We start from the raw sequence: 19,082 nt of genomic DNA, 5'->3' as shown, positions 1-19,082 counted from the left end.
TTGTGCTTCCCGGCGACCTGAGGCGCGCGCCAGCGCATAGACGCTGAGTGCGCGCACGGTCACCGTACCGCTGGAGCGAGCACGCCTCTGGCAGCCGTGGCCCGCAGCCGCCCAAGGGCAAACGGCGGCGCACACAGTACTCAGCGATCGAACTGCAGGAAACTCTCGACGTTCGCATTCAGCTCTTTCACAAGAGTCTGAGCATCATCGACGATGCGCTGTAGTGAAGCGCCGCCATCCATGTAGACCCTCATGGACACCAGTTGGAGCAGGCTAAGACCGATTCGGCGCAGATCGGCCAGCGTGCTTTCCGGCACAACAGACAGCCTGAAATAGGTCCAAGTGGCGATTTGCTGGCCGATGCCATAGGTTTCCTGCTGGGCTTTCTCGACACGCCCATCGAAGATCTCTTTGTTGGCACGGTCCCACATTTGGGTCAACTTGCGGGCAAGTTTGGCAATCGCCTCCAGGACTTTTCGCTGTGTCTCATCGCTGACCTCGATAGGATCGACCAGATCGCGCATCAACTCCGCAGCAGCGAAGCCTGCGGAGTTGCACACGTCGTTGAAGTTTTCCCCTTCGCCGAGGTAGTGCCGGAACTGTGCGACTTCATCGAGCTTCTCAGCTGTGGCTTCCAACCGTTCATTGACGTGGCTCTCAATGGCCCAGTCGGAGACGGACAGGTCGCGCAGCTTTGACGCATAGACCTCCGCATCTGCCGACCAATCTTCAATCCAGGGTTTCAGGCTTCGCATCTCGGAGTCCGTATCGCTCCAGCGTCGCACGTTGGCGAGCACGTCGGCCAGCGCAGACAGCTCCGGATGATTCTTGGGTCCTTCTGCGGCCTCCCCGGGCATGGAAGCTGTCAAGGCAGCGCGAACCTCTGAGGCCGTCGCCGGTCGGTAGACCGTGCCGTGCCGGATGTACGCGCGCGAATCCACGTAGTACAGAGGCTCTGAACCCTTCTCGACAGTGATGACGAGAACGCCGAGCCCATTTGCCGATGTCCAGCCGATCTGCGGGCGGACGGGGGGATCGATGATCTGGCAAACGCCCACGATCCTTCTGCCGAGATCATCTCGAACCGCTGGGTCATGTGCATTTTCGACTCCTGGAATCGAGCCGTCGTCTGCCACTCCAAGAAGGAGTCGGCCCCCGCTGCTGGAAGCGAAAGCCGCGATTTCCTTGGCAAGATCCCGCACCTGCTTTGGCAGCTCTCGCTTGAATTCCACAGTCTCGCTCTCACCGCCCTGAGCAAGCCGAGGAATATCTTCAGATAGCTGGGCGTCCGCCCACGGTTCGATGGTCATAGCGATATCATGCCCGCGCCTCGAAAGATCTCCACGAATTCCCGAGCTCCCTGCAGCAGCTGGCGCACGCCCACGTCGCGTGATTGCTTTGACTTTGAGTAATCGCTGGTGTGTGCACCATAAACGTATCAGCGCGCCTGCGGGCCTGCGGCAGTTTGACCGAACAGAAGCTTCTTGCCCTCCTCCGTCACCGCAGGACGCGATGCGAAAGGCTCGCCGCGCGCATAGGCCCTGATCGTCGCGGGACGATTGCGAATCGCATCAAACCACCGCCGCAGACTGGGGAACTCGTCGAGTTCCTGCTGCTGGCGCTTCCACGGCACCACCCAGGGGTAGGTCGCCATGTCCGCGATCGAATAGGTTTCACCTGCGAGATATTCCTGCACGGCCAGGCGTCGGTCGAGCACACCGTACAGGCGATTGGTCTCGTTGACGTAGCGCGTGATGGCATAGGGGATCTTCTCGGGCGCATAGATGCCAAAGTGATGGTTCTGACCGGCCATGGGGCCGAGTCCACCGACCTGCCAGAAGAGCCATTCCAGCACCGCCTTGCGCTCACGCAGGTCGGTCGGCATGAAGCGACCCGTTTTCTCCGCAAGATAGACCAGGATGGCGCCCGATTCAAAGACGGTCACGGGCTCCCCGCCGTCGACCGGCTGCATGTCGATGATCGCAGGCATCCGGTTGTTCGGCGAGAACGCGAGGAACTCAGGCTTGAACTGGTCGCCCGCACTGATGTCGACAGGATGAATGCGGTATTCGAGGCCAGCCTCCTCCAGAAACATCGTGACCTTGTGGCCATTGGGCGTGGGCCAATAGTAGAGGTCGATCATTTGCGACTCCGTCGTTGAGATGTGCCGGCGCCATCGAGCAGCGCCAATGCGGGCCGGACAAGCCCACGCAGCAATTCCGGTTCTGGCCGCGATCGCGCGAGGACGCGCAGCCCCATTAGCAAGCCGAGCAGCATCCGGGCGAGATCATCGGCCGGCAACGTGATGTTGATCGCGCCGGCATCTTGGCCGGCCTTGACGCAACGGTAGAAGAAGGCCTCCATGTCGCGCAAGACAGCGGCCAGTGCAGCCTGAAACTCCGCGTCGTGAGGTGCCAGCTCCAGTGCCGAGTTCACGATCAGGCATCCCTTGCGCTGGTCGTCGGCCAGCGACAATTCGATGATCTCATCGAAGAACGCACCGATGGCCGCACGAGGTGCCAACTGGGACTCGAAGCGCCGGACCCGATCGCAAAAGCCTCGCTCGACATAGTGTTCGAGCGCCTGCCGGTACAGCGTGCGTTTGTCGCCAAACGTGTTGTACAGACTGGGGCCGGCGATACCCATCGCGTCGGCCAGGTCCCGCACCGAGGTGGCTTCGTAGCCCCTCGACCAGAAGCATTGAATCGCGGCATCGAGGGCCACTGCTTCGTCAAACTCTCTGGGGCGCGCCATGATCGTTCCTGGATCGGTTCGTGGTTGGCTTCGTGAGTGGATGCGGTGCTTGATGCCGCGTCGTCACAATGCGCTGTGGTCCTTGACCGCCTCTTCCAGCGCGCTCTTGAGCGTCAGGAATCTCGCATCGACCGCTACCGGATCGTTACGGTTGAGCGCAATCATCTGGGCTCTCGCCTCCCCGCCCCGGATGACCTCGAAAGCGTTCGCCTCGATCCCGGCGACGATGGCATCGGCCACCGCAGAAGCAGGCTCGCGCGAAAACCCCAGTTCGGGACCAGCGCGATTCGACTTCATCATCGGCGTGTCCGTGCCTCCAGGATAGGCCGTCAACACATGAATGCCTTCGCCCTTGAGCTCGCGCCTGAGCGCCTCGCCAAAGCGAGCCAGACCTGCTTTCACCGCGGCATACGTTGCATAGAAGGGTGCGCCGACCAGGGCAATGCCGGAGGCGACATTCACCACCATGGCATCTCCGCTGGCCCGCAGAGCGGGGAGCGCCGCGCGGGTCAACAAGACTGGCGCGAGCAAGTCGACGATCACCATCTGCTCGATATCGGCTTCCGTGGTGTTCTCCAGCCGGCCAGCCCGCACGCCGCCGGCGTTGTTGACGAGGATGTCGAGTCCGCCCAGCGTCTGTATCGCCTGGTCCAGCGTGGCCGCGCGTCCCTCGGGACTTCCCACGTCAGCGCAGACGCCCGTCGCCGAGTCAAGGCTGCGCAGTGCATCGTCCAGGACGCTTCTGCGCCTTCCGGTGATGACCACCCTGGCGCCTCGCGCGATCAGCGCATGGGCCAGCGCGAGGCCGATCCCGCTCGATCCGCCCGTGACGAGGACCCGCTTGTTCTTCAGTTCCATTTCAAACTCCTTGCGCCGATGCAGGGGGATAGTTCGACGGGAAGAGCGCACGCTTGGTCTCCTCGTCGTTGATCGCCTTGAACGCATGGCTCTTGGCGAGCGCCCGGGCGCGAGCGACCGCCGGACGCGCATCCACGCCTGCGAACCACCGCTTCAGTTCGGGAAAGGGCCCCAGAGGATCCTCGGCGCCCTTGCGCACGCGGGAAGCGCGATCGAGCCAGCCCCAGGCGGAGATGTCGGCGATCGTGAAACCGCTGCCGACGATGAACTCGCGTCCGGACAGGTGATCGTTGAGAACCTGATAGTGCCGCTCCGCCTCGCGGCGGTAACGATTGGCCGCGTAGTCCAAGCCCTCGGGCGCGGCGAACTGGAAGTGCACCGCCTGCCCGGAGAACGGCCCCAATCCCGAGGCGATGAAGAGCAGCCAGGACAGCAACTCCGGCCGATCCTCGGACGTGCCCAGAAGCTGGCCGGTCTTTTCCGCCAGATAGATCAGGATGGCGGTCGAGTCGAAGACCCTGACTTCGTTGCCGCCCGGCCCCTCGGTATCGACGATGGCCGGTACCTTGCCGTTCGGATTGATCGCACGAAAGGCGGGCGCATGCTGCTCGCCCTTGCTTGTGTCGACCGGCAAGGCTTCGTAGGCCAGACCGGTCTCCTCCAGAAAGAGCGCGATCTTTGCGGGGTTGGGGGTCGGATGAAAGTAGAACCGGATCATGGTGTATGCCTCGTGGTTGCGGAAATCGATGGCTTCGCTGCTTTACGGGCAGGACGTGCTGCCAAGAGCACGCCGCCAACAACGACGGCAAGTGCAACGCACTCTCCACCAGACGGCAGCTCTCCAAGTACGGGAATGGCGGCCAGCGAAGCAACGACCGGAATCAGGGCGATGATGGCTGTGGCCGCAGATGGGCCCAGAAGCGCGACAGAGCGATTGAAGGAAACGATCGCAACGCCGCTCATCAGGACGCCCTGATAGACGGCCTGCAAGCCGATCTCGCTGGGTGAGGCCATGGCGAGGCGACTGAGCCCGCCAAAAATATAGATCGGCAGGAAGAGGATGGCCGACCAGAAGCAGATCAGGGCTGCGGCCTGCACAGGTGTCAGGGCGCTGCGCCGAAAAAGCAGCGTGTAGACGGCCCACATGGCAGCGGCAGTCATCAGGGCGATGAGGCCCATCGGGTTCATGCCACCGTGAGCGGAAACACCGCCTGCAACCATGAACACCAGTCCGATGATGATGGCGAGGTAGCCACACCAGCGCGCGCGGCCCTGTTTCTCTTTCAGGAAAATCCACGCGAAGGCGCCGGCGAATACCGGCATCAGGGTCGGCGCTATCGCTGCCGCGCGGCCGGCCGACGTGAGCTGCAGGCCGAGCGCGACCGCCAGGACGAAGGGCAACCCCCAAAGGCAGGCATAGACCAGCCCCTCACGCCATTCCTTGGCTGATAGGCGTCTCTTTCCCCGCAACAGCACTGGAAGAAGAATGACGGCACCGATGCCGAACCGCAGCGCGGTCACATCCCACAGGCGAAGTTCGCGCGTGACACTGAAGCGCGTCACGACGAACCAGCCCGCAAAGATCGTGACGCTGAGCCCGGCCCAGCAGAATCCGCGCAAGACGTTCCGGGATGATCTCTGAGGCCACGACGCGGCAGCCGGTCCGACTACCGCTTCTTGCACCAAGTCGACGGCCTGCGTCACGTAACCGCCTGCTCTTGCAGCGCCGCAAGAAGTCGCTGCGGGGCCAATCGCTGCCGGTAATCGACCTCGATGAAAGCCAGCGAGATCCTCTGGTTCGGCGTGATCACATAGGTGGCGGGAACGGGCAGCTCCCAACTGGCGTCCCCATTTATGCTCGGCAGCGCCTTGTTGCTGGAACTCAAGGCATCGCGCAGTTCCTGCGGCAATGGATAGACCAGCCCGAATTGGCGAGCCACGTCATTGCCCAGATCGCTCAGGACGTTAAACGTCAACGCCTCGCGCTCCGCGGTTGACAGTGATGCGTCCGGAAGCTGAGGTGAGATGGCCAGCATGCTTGCGCCAAAGGATGCCAACTCGGGCAGCAAGGCCTGGTAGGACCGCAGTTGGAGGTTGCAGTACGGACACCAGCCACCTCGATAGAAGGTCACCACCACAGGACCTTGCTTGAGAGCAGCGGACAGCGACACCGTGCCGCCTTGGGCGTCCGGCAACGAAAAGTCGGGGGCCCTGTCTCCCTCCTTCAGCGCAGCGTGCCTCGCAAAGGTCGATCGCAGTTCCTCGATCCTGGACTCATAGAGCGCGACCCGGCCGGCTGGAGCGGTGCGGGCGAACTCCTTTCGCAATTCTTGCAGTTGTCGATCAAGATCAATAACGGCCACTTGGATCTCCCTTCGAGCAAGGCAGTCGCGGCGGGGATCGCAGCGGACTCCCGTTATTTTATATCAGTCGATAAAAAATGGCTTGTGTCAAGCGTTTTGCCTGAATGCAGGTCGCATCAGAAGCCTATACAGGTCAACGGTGTTGATTTCCACGCAGAAGTGACCCACTAACCCCCAGGAGGGGGTGCGGATAAAAACTTGGACTGGTTTTATGCCGCAAGTCCAAGGCTCACCCGGTATTCGATGGGGCTGAGGGAGCCAAGGGAGATCTTGATCCGCTTCTCGTTGTACCAGCGGATGTAGTCATCGACCACCCCAATGAACTGCTCGATGGTCGTGCCCTTCCAGTCCCGAGGATAGAACAGCTCATTCTTCAGCCGCCCGAAGAATCCCTCGCAGGCTGCGTTGTCAGGCGAGCAGGCCTTGCGGGACATCGAACGGGTAAGGTTCGCTTCGCTCATTCTCGATAGCCAGCCTGGCCAGCGGTAGTGCCCTCCGCGGTCTGAGTGGACCACTGGTCGGTCGCTGGTCTCCGTCACAGTCTCTATCGCAGCATCCAGCATGGTGTTGACCAGTTCAGCGTCCGGGCTCGTGCCAATGGTCCAGCTCACCACCATCCCGTCGAAGCAATCGATGATCGGCGACAGGTAGACCTTGCCCGCAGGGATCTGGAACTCCGTGATGTCGGTCAGCCATTTCTCGTTGGGCGCTGCAGCCTGGAAGTCTCGGTTGATGATGTTCTCTGGTGCCGGGCTGATCTCGCCCAGGTAAGACGCATACCGCCGCCTCTTGGGCCTAGCTACAACCAGGCTCTCCTGCTTCATCAGGCGCTGCACCACCTTCTCGGAGATCGGGCCTTGCTGCCTGGTCAGCGAGGCTTGCAGCCTGCGGTAGCCGTAGCAGCGATGATTCGACTCAAAGATCTCGGTGATCGCACGACGCGCGGAGAGGTACTTGTCTCCCGCTGCTGCACGCGCCCGATGGTAGAAGTAGGAGCTGCGCGCAAGACCCAACTGTGCAAGAAGCTCTGGCAGGCCATAGTGCTCCTTGAGGGCGTCAATCAGCAGTGTCTTCTCCCGGTTGGACAGGAGCTGCAGATCGACGCCCAGGCCTTTTTTTAACAGTTCATTGGCCTTGTTTAAGAGGTCCTGCTCAAGGCGCAGCTGCCTGACTTCGCGGCGCAGTATCTCAACCTGGCGTTCGAGCTCTTCTCGCTCTCGCGCCTGCGGTGATTGATCGGTGTGTTTCATGGATGCGGGTGCCTCACGTCCCAGAAGCTGGTTCTTCCAGTTGTACAACGTTGGCCGGCACACGCCCAGCTTGTCGGCAACAGACTGTGCACTTTCCTGCCGGGTGCAAAGCTCCATGACTCCGGCCTGCTTCAAGGACACGGGATACCTTCGTTGGCCTACGCTGCCAACGACAGCCTTCCTGGCCTCAGGAAGGGCTTCACGAAGCCACTTGGTCAGGGTTCCCCTGCCTGGATAGCCCAGGGCCCTCATCGTGGCAGCAATACAGCGATCGTGGGTGAGGTAGTGCTCGATGGCCGCAGCCTTCTGCGCCTGAGAGAACTTGGGTTCTCGACCTGCGTACCCCACCGGCAAGTCGAGCCGCTCTTGATACTCAGCGTACCAGCCTTTCAATGCATTCTTGGTGGGATAGCCCAACTGACGGATGGTCGGTCTGACGCGCTTGCCCAGCTTGATATAGAGCTCAACGGCTCGGATTCGGTCTTCGTAGGAATACATGAACTACCTCTTGGTAGTCCAAGTTTTCGTCCGCACCCCCGGTGGGTCAGCTTTGCATGGAAATCAACAGGCTGCGCATGGAAGATGCCCCACCGGTCTTTTACGGGTCGTCTCAGAAAACGGACAACAAAGCACGCTAAGGGCTGGCGTGTCAGGTTGAGGCCATAGACGCCGCGCCGAAGGCGTCAGGAAATGCCTGAAAAGACCCTACTCTGACGCCCTTTCGCCGCTTCGTCTGACGCCCGGTTAGGCTGTACTTCAATCGGACAGGCTCAACCGAAAAGCTCGCTGTGCGAGCCAAGCCGTGCCAGTCGGAGAGTGTCGGCATCCGACTTGCGGTAGATCAGCAGCAGGTCGGGCTTGACGTGGCATTCCCGATAACCTGCCCAGTCGCCGCTCAGGTCGTGATCGCGGAATTTTGCGTCAAGCGGCTGATCGGTCGCCAGGGCCACGAGAACGGGCTTCAAATCGCTATCGAGCGTAGCCCGATGCTGGCCCTTGGCCTCGCGCTTGTAGTCGCGTTTGAAGGCTGAGGCGCGATCAATCGTCCGCATGCAAGTCTGCCATCAGGTCATCAACGCTGGCGAAACGCTTGCCTTTCCCAGCCTCAAGTTCGGCAATGGCCTTGCGCGTGGTGGCGTTAGGGGCTTTCACATCGAAGGGCATCCGGCGCTCATCAGCAATGCGCAGCATCAGCAAGCGGATGGCGTCAGAGATGGACAACCCCATTGCTTCGAGCGCATCAGCGGCACGCTCCTTGGTGCTGGTGTCGATGCGAGCGCGGACATAGGTATCGGCGGTGCTCATGGTCATTTCCCTTGAAGGTTTCAGAGGCTCTATTGTAGTCGCAATGTGACTACAGCTTAAGGGCAATGCCGGTTTGCTTACCGTGCTTTGTTGTCCGTTTTCTGAGACGACCCCAGAAAGGCCCGCCAGGGCCTCGTAGCCTAGCGGCGAGGGCCACCGGCCCGGTGAGCGTCGGGAAGGCGCTGGAAGCCCGCCAGGGGCGAGACGGGCGGCCGTGGCCGCCTGGCTCGATGCGTAGCACGACATAGCCGGTTCTCGCGGCCGCCGGCCGGGAGAATCCCCCGCAGCTTGGCCCCTCAAATGTCAAAGAGTGGATCTCATCGTCGGAAGTGGCGATGCGAGAGGCGTTGGTGCATGGATACCGCTGGGACCGGGGTTACCCCAACCCCGCAGGGGCTTAGACGGCAGCTGCTGAAGTGCGGACGGAGTTCGGGCGTCCAGCGCTCAGCATGCGGTTGAGCACCGCCACCGCAGCATTTGCCTCGGCCTGCTGGCCACGTGGATCACGGGCACGCAACTTTGGCCCGATGATGGCCTTGAAGCGACCCATCGTGGTTTCCACCAGCGCACGTTTGCCGTAGCCATAGGCCTCTTGCCACTCCAGCCGTCCCAAGCTTTGAATCATCAACAGGTGGTTGTCGCGTGTGGTCGGCGCTGCCTCGAATTGCGCGCTGGGCTGGGCGGTAACGCGCGGTGGAATAATGACGTCGATTTGCGTATCGCGTTGGGCAATCCGCTCGTAGGTTGGCTCGCCGTCATAGGCGCCGTCGGCGGTAACAGAGGCGACTTCGTGCTCGATCTGATCAAGCAGTGGACCAACCTGAGATGGGTCATCGACATCCTGGCCAGTCAAGACCGACGCCTCGATGTGCCCCGTGCTGGCGTCCACTGCCAAGTGCAGCTTTCTCCAGCTACGCCGCGACTTTTGTCCGTGCTTTTTCTGCAGCCATTCGCCTGCGCCAAACAGCTTCAGCCCGGTGCTGTCGATCAACAAATGCAGCGGCCCGGCGGGCAGCGCGCACTGGCGTGGCAAAGCCTTGAGGGTCATGCTTCGGCGACTCAAGGTAGTGTGGTCGGGGGCCTTCAGATCAATCTCGAGAAGCTGGAAAATCGACCTCATCAAACCCTCGGTTTGTCGCAGGGCTTGGCCAAATACCAGGCGCAGCATCAGGCTGGTTTGGATGGCCTGATTCGAATAGATGGACTGCCCGCCTGGTGTGCTGCGCGCTTGGGCTGGCCAGAGTTGCATCGCCTGCGGGGTAACCCAGAACGTCAGGCTGCCACGGTTGCGAAGTCCCGATTCATATTCGGGCCAGTTACGCACGAAGTGCCGCATCTTCGGAATATGATGGCGGTGATCGGCGTTGAATTTGTTGGGCATGTGGCGGGAGGCGGTCTTTTTATCAGGGCCGCGAGCCTAACAGAACGCCTGCGCAGTATCCATGCACCAACGCCTGTTCGAGCCGAACAAGCCGCGCGGCACCGTGTTCCGCTTCACCCTGCCGGCGGCGGGCTGACGGCACTTTCAGACAATCAATCTCCTGCTGGATCTCATGACATGCAACCGCTGATCGATGGCTTGATCTTTATCGTGGACGACGACGCCAGCGTGCGTGAAGCGCTCGCCTGGCTGCTGCGCTCGCGCCGGCTGGCCAGCGAGCATTTCGGCAGCGCCGAGGCCTTCGAGCAGTTCCTCGACCAGGGGCCGCTGCCCGAGCAGCCGCTGTGCCTGCTGCTGGACGTGCGCATGCCCGGCACGAGCGGGCTGGTGCTGTTCGACCGGCTGGTGGAGCGCGGCCTGCTGCCCGCCATGCCGGTGATCTTCCTGACGGGGCATGCCGACGTGCCGACGGCCGTCGACGCGGTGAAGCGCGGCGCCTTCGACTTCTGCGAGAAGCCGTTCTCGGACAACGCACTGGTCGACCGCATCGAGCATGCGCTGAATGCGTCGCTGCAGGCGCTCGAGCTGCAGCGCCAGCGCCGCGGCCTGTCGGAGCGCATCGCCGAGCTGACCGACCGCGAGCGAGACGTGATGCGGCTCGTGATCGAGGGCCTGCCCAACAAGCTCATTGCCGACCAGCTCGCGATCAGCGTGCGCACGGTGGAAGTCCACCGCGCGCGCGTGTTCGACAAGATGGAAGTGAAGTCGGCCGTGGAGCTGGCCAACCGTCTGAGAGACCTCTAGAGGCCCCTCAGGCCTTTTCCGCGACGAAGATTTCGACGCGGCGGTTCTGTGCTCGGCCGGCGGCCGTGCCGTTGTCGGCCAGCGCTTCGCGCGAGCCGCGGCCATCGGTCGTGATGGCGGTGGTCGACACGCCGCGCGCCACCAGGTGGTTGCGCACGCTGTCCGCACGGCTCACCGACAGGCGCTCGTTGCCGTCTTCGCTGCCGGTGCTGTCGGTGTGGCCGACCACGCGCACGCTGGCGGCGGTGGCGCTCTTCAGGCCGGCCGCGACCTTGTCGAGCACCTGCGCGAGGTTGCGCTTGACGTTGGCGCGGCCCGTGTCGAACGACAGATCGTTCGGGATCACCACGTGCAGCTGGTTGTCGGCGGTCTGCTCGATCACCACCCCAGTGCCCTTGGTCGACGTCTCGAGATCGGCCTTCAGCGTGGCCAGGCGCGCGGTCCAGCTGTTCGCCGGTGCGGGGGCCGGCGCCTCGGCGGCCGGTGGCGCCGGTGGCGGCGTCGACTGCGAAGCGCAGCCCGCGATGAACAGCAATGCGGCCGCAGCCGCACCCGAAACGACAAACTTCCTCATGAGATTCCCTCTTTCTCTATGTACCAACGGACAGATGGCGGGTACCGGCTCTTAGGCGCGGCCGGTTTCCCCGGTGAAGTGATTGACTGTCTGATCGACGGACGGATGCGCGCCGGCGCCGGGCTGGATCAGCCCTGCGGTGCGCGCTCGCCCACGAAGATTTCGACGCGGCGATTCTGCGCGCGTCCCGAGTCACTGTTGTTGTCGGCGATCGGCTCGCGCGAGCCGCGGCCTTCGATGCGGAAGGCACCCGGGTTCACGCCGCGCGCCACCAGATAGTCGCGCGTGCTGGCGGCACGCTCGACCGACAGCGGGTTGTTGATGGCGTCGGAGCCGGTGCTGTCGGTGTGGCCGATGATGCGCACCTCGGCGTTCGGGTTGCTGCGCAGGCCGTTCGCGAACTGGTCGAGCACCGGCGCGAAATTCGACTTGATGTTTGCGCGGCCCACGTCGAAGGACACGTCGCTCGGAATCTGCAGCTTCAGCTCGTTGTTGGGCGTCTGCGTGACGGCGATGCCGGTGCCCTGCGTCGCGGCTTCCATCTGGCGCTTCTGGTTTTCCATGCGCTGCGACCACAGGTAGCCGCCGAGCGCGCCGGCCGCGGCGCCGACGACCAGACCCGTATTGACCCCGGTGCGGCCGCCGGTGGCCGCGCCGATGGCGGCGCCTCCCAACGCGCCGACGCCGGCACCGATGCCGGTATTGCGCTGCGTGTCGGTCATGCCGCCGGCGCAGCCGGACAGGACGAGGGCGGTGGCGACGGTTGCGAGTACGAACTTTTTCATGGCGATCCCTTTCAAGGTTGAGTCAGGCGGGCCACAGCTTAGCTCCCGGGTGCCCGCGATGGTACGGCCTCAAAGCCCCACGGAAAATAAGAAAAGTTTCGCCATTGCCCATGAATGCTGCGATGATTGCTACGAAAGTAATAGCAATGGGGTACTTCTCCGACACGGTGCCGCGGCATCGGACTGTACGAGCAATTCACGCTTCGGGCGGCGGCTTCCGGTCGGTGTCGTCCTCGTCATGCAATTCACCCTTCTTGCGGCCGGAAAACATGGTCCACCAGATGATCAAGATGAACACGAGTCCCGCGGCGAGGGCTTCAAGCAGAATCAAACCCATGAGAAATGGACTCCAGTGGCTGGTTGGGCTCGTGATCGTAGCAACGCTCGCGGCCTGTTCCACCGGCCCGCGCGCACCCGACCTCCCGACGCGCCCGCCCGCCGTCACCCCGCCGCGCGACCTCGGTCCGCTCACCGGCTCGCTCGCGCACCCCAAGAGCCGCTGGGTGCCGGTCGGCTGGTCGGAACTGCCGGGCTTCAGCGAAGACCCGCTGCACGAGGCCTGGATCGCGCTGCTGGCCAACTGCTCGCGCCCCAATGCCGCCTTCGCGCCGCTGTGCCGCGACGTGCGCCAGCTGACCATCGCCACGCCCGAAGAGCAGCGCCAGTGGATGACCGACCGGCTGCAGCCCTACCGCGTCGAGGCGCTGAACGGCCAGACCGAAGGCAAGCTCACCAGCTACTACGAGCCGGTGTACGAAGCCTCGCGCGTGCCCACCGCCGCCTTCAACGTGCCGATCTACCAGGCACCCGACGGCCTGGCGCCGCGCCGTCCCTGGTACACGCGCCAGGAAATCGAGACCCTGCCCGAAGCCCAGGCCGCGCTGCGCGGCCGCGAGATCGCATGGATGGCCGACCCCATCGACGCGCTGATGCTGCACATCCAGGGCTCCGGCCGGCTGCGCATCACCGAGGCCAACGGCTACCAGCACACCGTGCGCATGGCCTTCTCGGCCACCAACGAGCAGCCCTACCGCAGCGTGCAGCAATGGCTCATGAGCCAGGGCGTGGCCAAGGTCGGCAAGTGGCCCGACGACACCAAGGCCTGGGCCGCGCAGAACCCCCAACGCGTGACGCAACTGCTGTGGAGCAACCCGCGCTACGTGTTCTTCCGCGAAGAAACCATGAGCGAGGTCGATGCCGCCTTCGGCCCGCGCGGCGCGCAGGGCGTGCCGCTGACGGCGGGGCGCTCTATCGCGGTCGACCGCGAGAGCATTCCTTACGGCACGCCGGTGTGGCTGGCGTCCAACGGACCGGCGGCGCAATTGCAGAAACTGGTGGTGGCGCAGGACACCGGCAGCGCGATCCTGGGGGCCGTGCGGGCCGACTACTTTGCCGGCACCGGGGCCGACGCCGGGCGGCTCGCGGCGAGCATGAACCAGCCGCTGCGGCTGTGGGCGCTGTGGCCGAGGCAGTTGCCGGCGCCCTGACTTTCGTGAGCGCATCGGTTCGTCGGATGGTTCGATTCAACCTGACGAGAAGCTGAGCAATTCACAGAAGCGTCATACGAAGTGCCTAACTTCGCGGGCTGGTTTCTTTTCCACCCCCCACGAAGAAAGACATTGCGCATGACCGCAAACAAACGGAACGACGTTCCCTCGGCCGCATCCATCCCCTCGCGCCGCCACGCCCTCAAGCTGCTGAGCGCGGCCCCCATGCTGCCCCTGGGCGGCGTCGCCTTCCTGACCGCCTGCGGCGGCGGTGGCGGCGGTGGCCAGCCTTTCCTGCCGCTGCCCGCGCCGGCCCCCGCGCCGGCTCCGGCCGCCGCGAACTTCGCTTCGGCCGAATTCACCGGCATGGCCGCTCCCACGCTGGCCGATGCCCCTGCGATGGCCACCACCGCGGTCGGCTCCACGCTCAAGATCTCGTTCGACAACGGCAGCTCCACCGAATACAAGCTGGCCTACCAGCCCTTCTTCCTGACCGGCGACCTGGTGCCTGACGGCAAGGGCGGCAAGATTCTGGCCGGCGGCTACTACGACATCAACAACCAGCCCATCCTGGACAAGTCGGTGCCGGCCAACACGCGCCAGTTCTATTCCGACAGCCCCGACGGCACCTCGCTGCTGACCGTGCCCAACGCCAAGGTCGACGGCGTCAAGGGCAAGCCGGTCTTCGCCGTGGTCCAGTTCGAATACACCACACGCGACCTCGCCGGCAACAACACCTACGGCACGCTGCCCTCGCCGATCGCGGTGCTCACGCTCGACCAAGACCAGACCACCGGCAAGCTGAGCCTGGTCAAGTACCACAACGTCGACATGTCCAGCGCCCACGGCCTGTGGATCACCTGCGGCGCGAGCCTGTCGCCCTGGGGCACCCATCTGTCGAGCGAAGAGTACGAGCCCGATGCGGTCACCGCCGCCACCACCGCCATGTTCAAGGCCTATAGCCAGAACGTGTTCGGCGACCCGGCCAAGGCCAACCCGTACCACTATGGCCACCTGCCCGAGATCACCGTGAACCCCGACGGCACCGGCAGCGTCAAGAAGCACTACTGCATGGGCCGCATCTCGCACGAGCTGATCCAGGTCATGCCTGACAACCGCACCGCCATCATGGGCGACGACTACACCAACGGCGGCTTCTTCATGTTCGTCGCCGACAAGGAAAAAGACCTGTCGGCCGGCACGCTCTATGTCGCCAAGTACGACGCGGGCTACTCGATCGACCCGGCCGCCGCGGCCACGAAGCTGACCTGGGTCAAGCTCGGCCACGCCACCAGCGCCGAGATCGAGGCCCTGGCCAATTCGCTCGTTGCCACGGACATCCTCGACGTGGTGTACGCCACGCAGAACGGCTCCAGCGACGCTACGCCGCTGACCCCGGCAAGCGCGGTCGATAGCACCTACACGCTGATGTATTGCGATGGCAAGGCCAACTGGGTTCGCCTGAAGCCGGGGATGGAGAAGGCAGCCGCCTTCCTCGAAACTCACCGCTACGCCAACCTCATGGGTGCGAGCATGGCCTTCACCAAGATGGAAGGCACGACCGTCAACATCAAGGACAAGATCGCCTATTCCGCCCTGCAGAACATCCAGGACTCGATGGTCAAGGACGGCAAGGGCTGGACGGCCGGCACCAACATCGCGCTGCCCAAGAAGCTCAGCGCCGGCGGCGTGATGGCGCACAACCTCACGGGCGGCCAGAAGGACACCGGCGGCGCCGCGATCAACAGCGAATGGGTGCCGACGCAGACCCGCGCGCTGCTCGTGGGCGAGGACATCTCCGCCGACGCACTGGGCAACACCTCCAACCCTGACAAGGTCGGCAACCCCGACAACCTCAAGTTCTCGGAAAAGATGCGCACGCTGTTCATCGGCGAGGACAGCAGCAGCCACGTCAACAACTTCCTGTGGGCCTACAACGTCGACACGAAGAAGCTGTCGCGCATCATGTCGATCCCCGCGGGCGGCGAGTCCACAGGCCTGCACGCGGTCGACGAGATCAACGGCTGGACGTACATCATGAGCAACTTCCAGCATGCGGGCGATTGGGGCACGGGAGCTTCGAAGACGCCTGCCGACGGTCTGCACAGCAAGGTCTACACCAAGCTCGAACCGCTGATCCGCGCGAACTACAAGGAGCGCTACGCAGCAGCCGTCGGCTACCTCACGGCCGACCCTGTCCAGCCGAAGCTCTCGAAGTAAGCGGCCGGTACTGATTCAGGACGGCGCTGCCGGCAACGGCAGCGCCGTCTTGTATCTCACCTGCTTGAGCGCAAAGCTCGAGCGGATCTTCTCGATCCCTGGAATCGGCGTTAGCTGTTCCATGATGAATTTCTCCAGCGCCGCCATGTCGGCCACGGCGATGCGGATCAGGTAGTCGCTGTCGCCGGTCATCAGGTAGCACTCCATCACCTCGTCGTGCTCGGCAATGCGTTGCTCCAGGTCGGCGAGCGATTGCCGGTTCTGGGTCGCGAGGCTGATCGAGATGAACACATTGAGCCCGAGGCCCAGCGCCTTGGGGTTCGCAAGGGCCACGTAGCGGTCGATCACGCCGTGGTTTTCGAGCGCCTTCACCCGGGCCAGGCAGGGCGACGGCGAGAGGTGCACGCGCCGCGCGAGTTCGACGTTCGACAGCCCCCCGTCGCGTTGCAGTTCGTCAAGAATGCGCAGGTCGATGGTGTCCAGTTGCATGAAATGCCGTGTCTCCGTTATTTTGCGAAATTTTATGCCGCGAGGTCCGCATGGGCTTGCATGCGCCGGTAGCTAATTCTTCGCATGCCGGCCTAAAGTGCCGTCATGAACGCCCCGATTTCCGCTGACCAGATGCGCGCGCTGCTGCTCGATACGCCGCTGTCGCACGACCCCGATCCCGCCGAGACCGCCGAGTGGCGCGACGCCTTCGTGGCGTTGGCGCAAACCCAGGGGCCGGAGCGCGCCAAGCAGATGCTGACCGAGTTGGCGCGGCTGGCGCGCCAGCAGCGCATCGGCTGGCAGCCCGAACTGGCGACGCCATACGTCAACACCATCGCCGCGCAAGACCAGCCGCCGTTCCCGGGCGACCTGGCCATCGAGGAAAAGCTCGCCTCCCTGATGCGCTGGAACGCCCTCGCGATGGTGGCCAAGGCCAACCAGGCGTATGGCGAACTCGGTGGCCATATCGCCAGCTACGCCAGCGCGGCCGACCTGTTCGAGACCGGGTTCAATCACTTCTTCCATGCACGCAGCGACGCCCATCGCGGCGACCTGGTGTTCTTCCAGCCGCACAGCGCGCCCGGTGTCTATGCCCGCGCGTACCTCGAAGGCCGCCTCGGCGAAGAAGACCTGAAGCACTATCGCCAGGAGCTCACCGCTCCTGCCTTCGTCGACGGCAATGGCGCACGGGGCCTCTGCAGCTATCCGCATCCGTACCTGATGCCGGACTTCTGGCAGTTCCCCACCGGCTCGATGGGCATCGGCCCCATCAGCTCGATCTATCACGCGCGCTTCATGCGCTACCTCACGCACCGCAACCTGCTGAACTGCGAAGGCCGCAAGGTGTGGGGCGTGTTCGGCGACGGCGAAATGGACGAGCCCGAGTCGATGAGCGCATTGACGCTCGCCGCGCGCGAGAAACTCGACAACCTCGTGTGGGTCGTCAACTGCAACCTGCAGCGGCTCGACGGCCCGGTGCGCGGCAACGGACGCATCATCGACGAACTCGAAAAGCTTTTCGCCGGCGCGGGCTGGAACGTCATCAAGCTGGTGTGGGGCAGCGACTGGGACGGCCTCTTCGCGCAGGACGTGAGCGGCGCGCTGGCCCGCGTGTTCGCCAACACCGTCGACGGCCAGATGCAGACCTTCGCGGCCAAGGACGGGCGCTTCAACCGCGACAACTTCTTCGGCCAGAACCCCGAGCTCGCGCGCCTGGCCGAAGGCATGACCGACGAGCAGATCGACCGCCTGAAGCGCGGCGGCCACGACCTCGTGAAGATCCATGCCGCCTACGCGGCCGCCGCCCGGCACAAGGGCCAGCCCACGGTTATCCTCGCCCACACCAAGAAGGGCTACGGCATGGGCAGCGCCGCGCAGGGCAAGATGACCACGCACTCGCACAAGAAGATGGGCGATGTGGACCTGATCGAATTCCGCGACCGCTTCAACCTGCCGCTGACCGACGCGCAGGCCACCGCGATGGACTTCTATCGCCCGGCCGAAGACAGCGCCGAGATGCGCTACCTGCGCCAGCACCGCGAAGCGCTCGGCGGGGCCATGCCCCGGCGCGAGACCGCCTGCGACGTGGTGGCCAAGCCCGACATCGCGAGCTACGCGCAGTTCGCGACCGCTGCCGCCGGCAAGGAAATGAGCACCACCATGGCCTTCGTGCGCATGCTGGGCAATCTGCTGAAAGACCCGGCCCTGGGCCCGCGCATCGTGCCCATCGTGGCCGACGAGGCACGCACCTTCGGCATGGCCAACCTGTTCAAGCAGGTCGGCATTTATTCGAGCGTGGGCCAGCGCTATGCGCCGGAAGACATCGGCTCGGTGCTGAGCTACCGCGAAGCCACCGACGGGCAGATCCTCGAAGAAGGCATCAGCGAGGCCGGCGCCATCGCCAGCTGGACGGCCGCCGCCACCAGCTACAGCGTGCACGGGCTGGCGATGCTGCCGTTCTACATCTACTACTCGATGTTCGGCTTCCAGCGCGTTGGCGACGCCATCTGGGCCGCGGCCGACCAGCGTGCGCGTGGCTTCCTGCTGGGCGCTACCTCGGGCCGCACCACGCTCGGCGGCGAAGGCCTGCAGCACCAGGACGGCAGCAGCCACCTGGTGGCCGCGACCATTCCCAACTGCAAGGCCTACGACCCGGCATATGCGGGCGAGATGGCGGTCATCATCGACGCGGGCATCCGCGAAATGATGGTCGAACAGCAGGACGTGTTCTATTACGTCACGCTCATGAACGAAAACTACGCGCAGCCCGACGTGCCCGAGGGCGCGGAGGCCGGCATCCTGCGCGGCTGCTACCGCTTCGGCACGTATGCGCCGGCATCGGGCAAGGCGAAGAAGAAGGTCACGCTGATGGGCTCGGGCGCGATCCTCACCGAAGTCGTCAAGGCCGCGCAGCTGCTGGCCGACGAAGGCATCGAGGCCGAGGTGTTCAGCGTCACGAGTTGGAGCGAACTCGCGCGCGACGGCCTGGCCTGCGAACAGCGCGCGCTGGCGGGCGAGAAGGACGCCGGCACACCGTTCATCGCGCAGCAGCTCGGCGGCAAGGGCGGCAAGGCCCCGATCATTGCCGCCACCGACTACGTGCGAGTCGTGCCGGAGAGCGTGCGCGCCTTCCTGCCCGAGGGCCGCCGCTACATCACGCTGGGCACCGACGGCTTCGGGCGCAGCGACACGCGCGCCGCGCTGCGGGGCTTCTTCGGTGTCGATGCGGCCAGCATCGCGAACGCCGCGCGCCACGCGCTGGCCTGAGCCGGGCGGCAAGGGCGGGAGCGGGCCGCGCGGGGCCTGCGTTAGA

General features: G+C 64.1%; 19 protein-coding genes. 4 read left to right on the top strand and 15 right to left on the bottom strand.

Annotated elements, in window-relative coordinates:
- Positions 1-140: 140 nt before the first annotated feature.
- The 11 genes from L3V85_RS32595 to L3V85_RS32545 all read right to left on the bottom strand — a co-directional run bounded on the left by L3V85_RS32595 (position 141) and on the right by L3V85_RS32545 (position 9,911).
- Complete coding sequence (locus tag L3V85_RS32595) at positions 141-1,310, bottom strand: AlbA family DNA-binding domain-containing protein (RefSeq protein WP_013521169.1); 1,170 nt, start codon at positions 1,308-1,310, stop codon at positions 141-143.
- Positions 1,311-1,438: 128 nt separating this feature from the next.
- Entirely contained in the window at positions 1,439-2,143 is a 705-nt protein-coding gene (locus tag L3V85_RS32590) for a glutathione binding-like protein (RefSeq protein ID WP_013521170.1), read from the bottom strand.
- Entirely contained in the window at positions 2,140-2,754 is a 615-nt protein-coding gene (locus L3V85_RS32585; RefSeq protein WP_013521171.1) for a TetR/AcrR family transcriptional regulator, read from the bottom strand. Before L3V85_RS32585 ends, L3V85_RS32590 begins: the two co-directional genes overlap by 4 nt.
- 63 nt (positions 2,755-2,817) lie before the next feature.
- The gene (locus tag L3V85_RS32580; protein ID WP_013521172.1) at positions 2,818-3,612 is read right to left on the bottom strand and encodes an SDR family NAD(P)-dependent oxidoreductase; all 795 of its coding nucleotides are present in this window, start codon (positions 3,610-3,612) and stop codon (positions 2,818-2,820) included.
- 1 nt (position 3,613) lies between these two features.
- Positions 3,614-4,330: a glutathione S-transferase family protein gene (locus L3V85_RS32575; RefSeq protein WP_013521173.1), complete on the bottom strand. Its 717-nt coding sequence runs from the start codon at positions 4,328-4,330 to the stop codon at positions 3,614-3,616.
- Complete coding sequence (locus L3V85_RS32570) at positions 4,327-5,316, bottom strand: DMT family transporter (protein ID WP_013521174.1); 990 nt, start codon at positions 5,314-5,316, stop codon at positions 4,327-4,329. Before L3V85_RS32570 ends, L3V85_RS32575 begins: the two co-directional genes overlap by 4 nt.
- Complete coding sequence (locus L3V85_RS32565; protein WP_013521175.1) at positions 5,313-5,975, bottom strand: peroxiredoxin-like family protein; 663 nt, start codon at positions 5,973-5,975, stop codon at positions 5,313-5,315. The genes L3V85_RS32570 and L3V85_RS32565 overlap by 4 nt, the downstream gene beginning before the upstream one ends.
- 209 nt (positions 5,976-6,184) lie before the next feature.
- Positions 6,185-7,723, bottom strand: coding sequence for an IS3 family transposase (locus tag L3V85_RS32560; protein ID WP_237674290.1), 1,539 nt, complete (start codon positions 7,721-7,723; stop codon positions 6,185-6,187).
- Positions 7,724-7,995: 272 nt separating this feature from the next.
- Entirely contained in the window at positions 7,996-8,277 is a 282-nt protein-coding gene (locus tag L3V85_RS32555; RefSeq protein ID WP_013521176.1) for a type II toxin-antitoxin system YafQ family toxin, read from the bottom strand.
- Entirely contained in the window at positions 8,264-8,530 is a 267-nt protein-coding gene (locus tag L3V85_RS32550) for a type II toxin-antitoxin system RelB/DinJ family antitoxin (protein ID WP_013521177.1), read from the bottom strand. The genes L3V85_RS32555 and L3V85_RS32550 overlap by 14 nt, the downstream gene beginning before the upstream one ends.
- 397 nt (positions 8,531-8,927) lie before the next feature.
- Positions 8,928-9,911, bottom strand: coding sequence for an IS5 family transposase (locus L3V85_RS32545; RefSeq protein ID WP_237676703.1), 984 nt, complete (start codon positions 9,909-9,911; stop codon positions 8,928-8,930).
- Between the two features lie 177 nt (positions 9,912-10,088).
- On the opposite strand from L3V85_RS32545, the gene L3V85_RS32540 reads away from it, so the two are divergent.
- Positions 10,089-10,715, top strand: a complete 627-nt coding sequence (locus L3V85_RS32540; protein ID WP_237676702.1) for a response regulator transcription factor — start codon at positions 10,089-10,091, stop codon at positions 10,713-10,715.
- A gap of 7 nt (positions 10,716-10,722) precedes the next feature.
- On the opposite strand, the gene L3V85_RS32535 is transcribed toward L3V85_RS32540, so the two are convergent.
- From L3V85_RS32535 to L3V85_RS32525, 3 genes are all read right to left on the bottom strand, one after another.
- Positions 10,723-11,289 carry an OmpA family protein gene (locus L3V85_RS32535; protein WP_237676701.1) on the bottom strand — a complete coding sequence of 189 codons (567 nt, stop codon included), beginning with the start codon at positions 11,287-11,289 and terminating at the stop codon, positions 10,723-10,725.
- A gap of 128 nt (positions 11,290-11,417) precedes the next feature.
- Entirely contained in the window at positions 11,418-12,074 is a 657-nt protein-coding gene (locus L3V85_RS32530) for an OmpA family protein (protein WP_237676700.1), read from the bottom strand.
- A gap of 196 nt (positions 12,075-12,270) precedes the next feature.
- A complete protein-coding gene (locus tag L3V85_RS32525) occupies positions 12,271-12,411 on the bottom strand; it encodes a hypothetical protein (protein ID WP_172839868.1) in 141 nt (46 codons plus the stop codon).
- Here L3V85_RS32525 and L3V85_RS32520 point away from each other — a divergent pair.
- Together L3V85_RS32520 and L3V85_RS32515 are read left to right on the top strand one after the other, a co-directional pair.
- A complete protein-coding gene (locus L3V85_RS32520; protein ID WP_237676699.1) occupies positions 12,410-13,561 on the top strand; it encodes a murein transglycosylase A in 1,152 nt (383 codons plus the stop codon). The two genes, L3V85_RS32525 and L3V85_RS32520, sit on opposite strands and share 2 nt — an antisense overlap.
- Before the next feature lie 138 nt (positions 13,562-13,699).
- Positions 13,700-15,781 carry a PhoX family protein gene (locus L3V85_RS32515; RefSeq protein ID WP_237676698.1) on the top strand — a complete coding sequence of 694 codons (2,082 nt, stop codon included), beginning with the start codon at positions 13,700-13,702 and terminating at the stop codon, positions 15,779-15,781.
- Positions 15,782-15,796: 15 nt separating this feature from the next.
- Here the strand turns inward: L3V85_RS32515 and L3V85_RS32510 are convergent, their stop codons facing one another.
- On the bottom strand, positions 15,797-16,270 hold the full coding sequence (locus L3V85_RS32510) for an Lrp/AsnC family transcriptional regulator (RefSeq protein ID WP_237676697.1): 474 nt from the start codon (positions 16,268-16,270) through the stop codon (positions 15,797-15,799).
- A gap of 105 nt (positions 16,271-16,375) precedes the next feature.
- Between L3V85_RS32510 and mdeB the strand changes: the two genes are divergently transcribed.
- Positions 16,376-19,036 (top strand): alpha-ketoglutarate dehydrogenase, encoded by a 2,661-nt coding sequence (mdeB, locus tag L3V85_RS32505; RefSeq protein WP_237676696.1) that lies wholly within the window; start codon positions 16,376-16,378, stop codon positions 19,034-19,036.
- The last annotated feature ends 46 nt before the right edge of the window (positions 19,037-19,082 follow it).

The organism is Variovorax paradoxus (assembly GCF_022009635.1).
Lineage (GTDB): Bacteria > Pseudomonadota > Gammaproteobacteria > Burkholderiales > Burkholderiaceae_C > Variovorax.
This window is presented reverse-complemented; position numbering and strand designations above follow the sequence as displayed.

Excerpts from the sequence above, each read along its gene's own strand:
- L3V85_RS32595 (WP_013521169.1), bottom strand. The coding sequence starts at position 1,310 with ATGACCATCGAACCGTGGGCGGACGCCCAGCTATCTGAAGATATTCCT.
- L3V85_RS32590 (WP_013521170.1), bottom strand. The coding sequence starts at position 2,143 with ATGATCGACCTCTACTATTGGCCCACGCCCAATGGCCACAAGGTCACG.
- L3V85_RS32585 (WP_013521171.1), bottom strand. The coding sequence starts at position 2,754 with ATGGCGCGCCCCAGAGAGTTTGACGAAGCAGTGGCCCTCGATGCCGCG.
- L3V85_RS32580 (WP_013521172.1), bottom strand. The coding sequence starts at position 3,612 with ATGGAACTGAAGAACAAGCGGGTCCTCGTCACGGGCGGATCGAGCGGG.
- L3V85_RS32575 (WP_013521173.1), bottom strand. The coding sequence starts at position 4,330 with ATGATCCGGTTCTACTTTCATCCGACCCCCAACCCCGCAAAGATCGCG.
- L3V85_RS32560 (WP_237674290.1), bottom strand. The coding sequence starts at position 7,723 with ATGTATTCCTACGAAGACCGAATCCGAGCCGTTGAGCTCTATATCAAG.
- L3V85_RS32555 (WP_013521176.1), bottom strand. The coding sequence starts at position 8,277 with ATGCGGACGATTGATCGCGCCTCAGCCTTCAAACGCGACTACAAGCGC.
- L3V85_RS32550 (WP_013521177.1), bottom strand. The coding sequence starts at position 8,530 with ATGAGCACCGCCGATACCTATGTCCGCGCTCGCATCGACACCAGCACC.
- L3V85_RS32545 (WP_237676703.1), bottom strand. The coding sequence starts at position 9,911 with ATGCCCAACAAATTCAACGCCGATCACCGCCATCATATTCCGAAGATG.
- L3V85_RS32540 (WP_237676702.1), top strand. The coding sequence starts at position 10,089 with ATGCAACCGCTGATCGATGGCTTGATCTTTATCGTGGACGACGACGCC.
- L3V85_RS32535 (WP_237676701.1), bottom strand. The coding sequence starts at position 11,289 with ATGAGGAAGTTTGTCGTTTCGGGTGCGGCTGCGGCCGCATTGCTGTTC.
- L3V85_RS32530 (WP_237676700.1), bottom strand. The coding sequence starts at position 12,074 with ATGAAAAAGTTCGTACTCGCAACCGTCGCCACCGCCCTCGTCCTGTCC.
- L3V85_RS32520 (WP_237676699.1), top strand. The coding sequence starts at position 12,410 with ATGAGAAATGGACTCCAGTGGCTGGTTGGGCTCGTGATCGTAGCAACG.
- L3V85_RS32525 (WP_172839868.1), bottom strand. The coding sequence starts at position 12,411 with ATGGGTTTGATTCTGCTTGAAGCCCTCGCCGCGGGACTCGTGTTCATC.
- L3V85_RS32515 (WP_237676698.1), top strand. The coding sequence starts at position 13,700 with ATGACCGCAAACAAACGGAACGACGTTCCCTCGGCCGCATCCATCCCC.
- L3V85_RS32510 (WP_237676697.1), bottom strand. The coding sequence starts at position 16,270 with ATGCAACTGGACACCATCGACCTGCGCATTCTTGACGAACTGCAACGC.
- mdeB (WP_237676696.1), top strand. The coding sequence starts at position 16,376 with ATGAACGCCCCGATTTCCGCTGACCAGATGCGCGCGCTGCTGCTCGAT.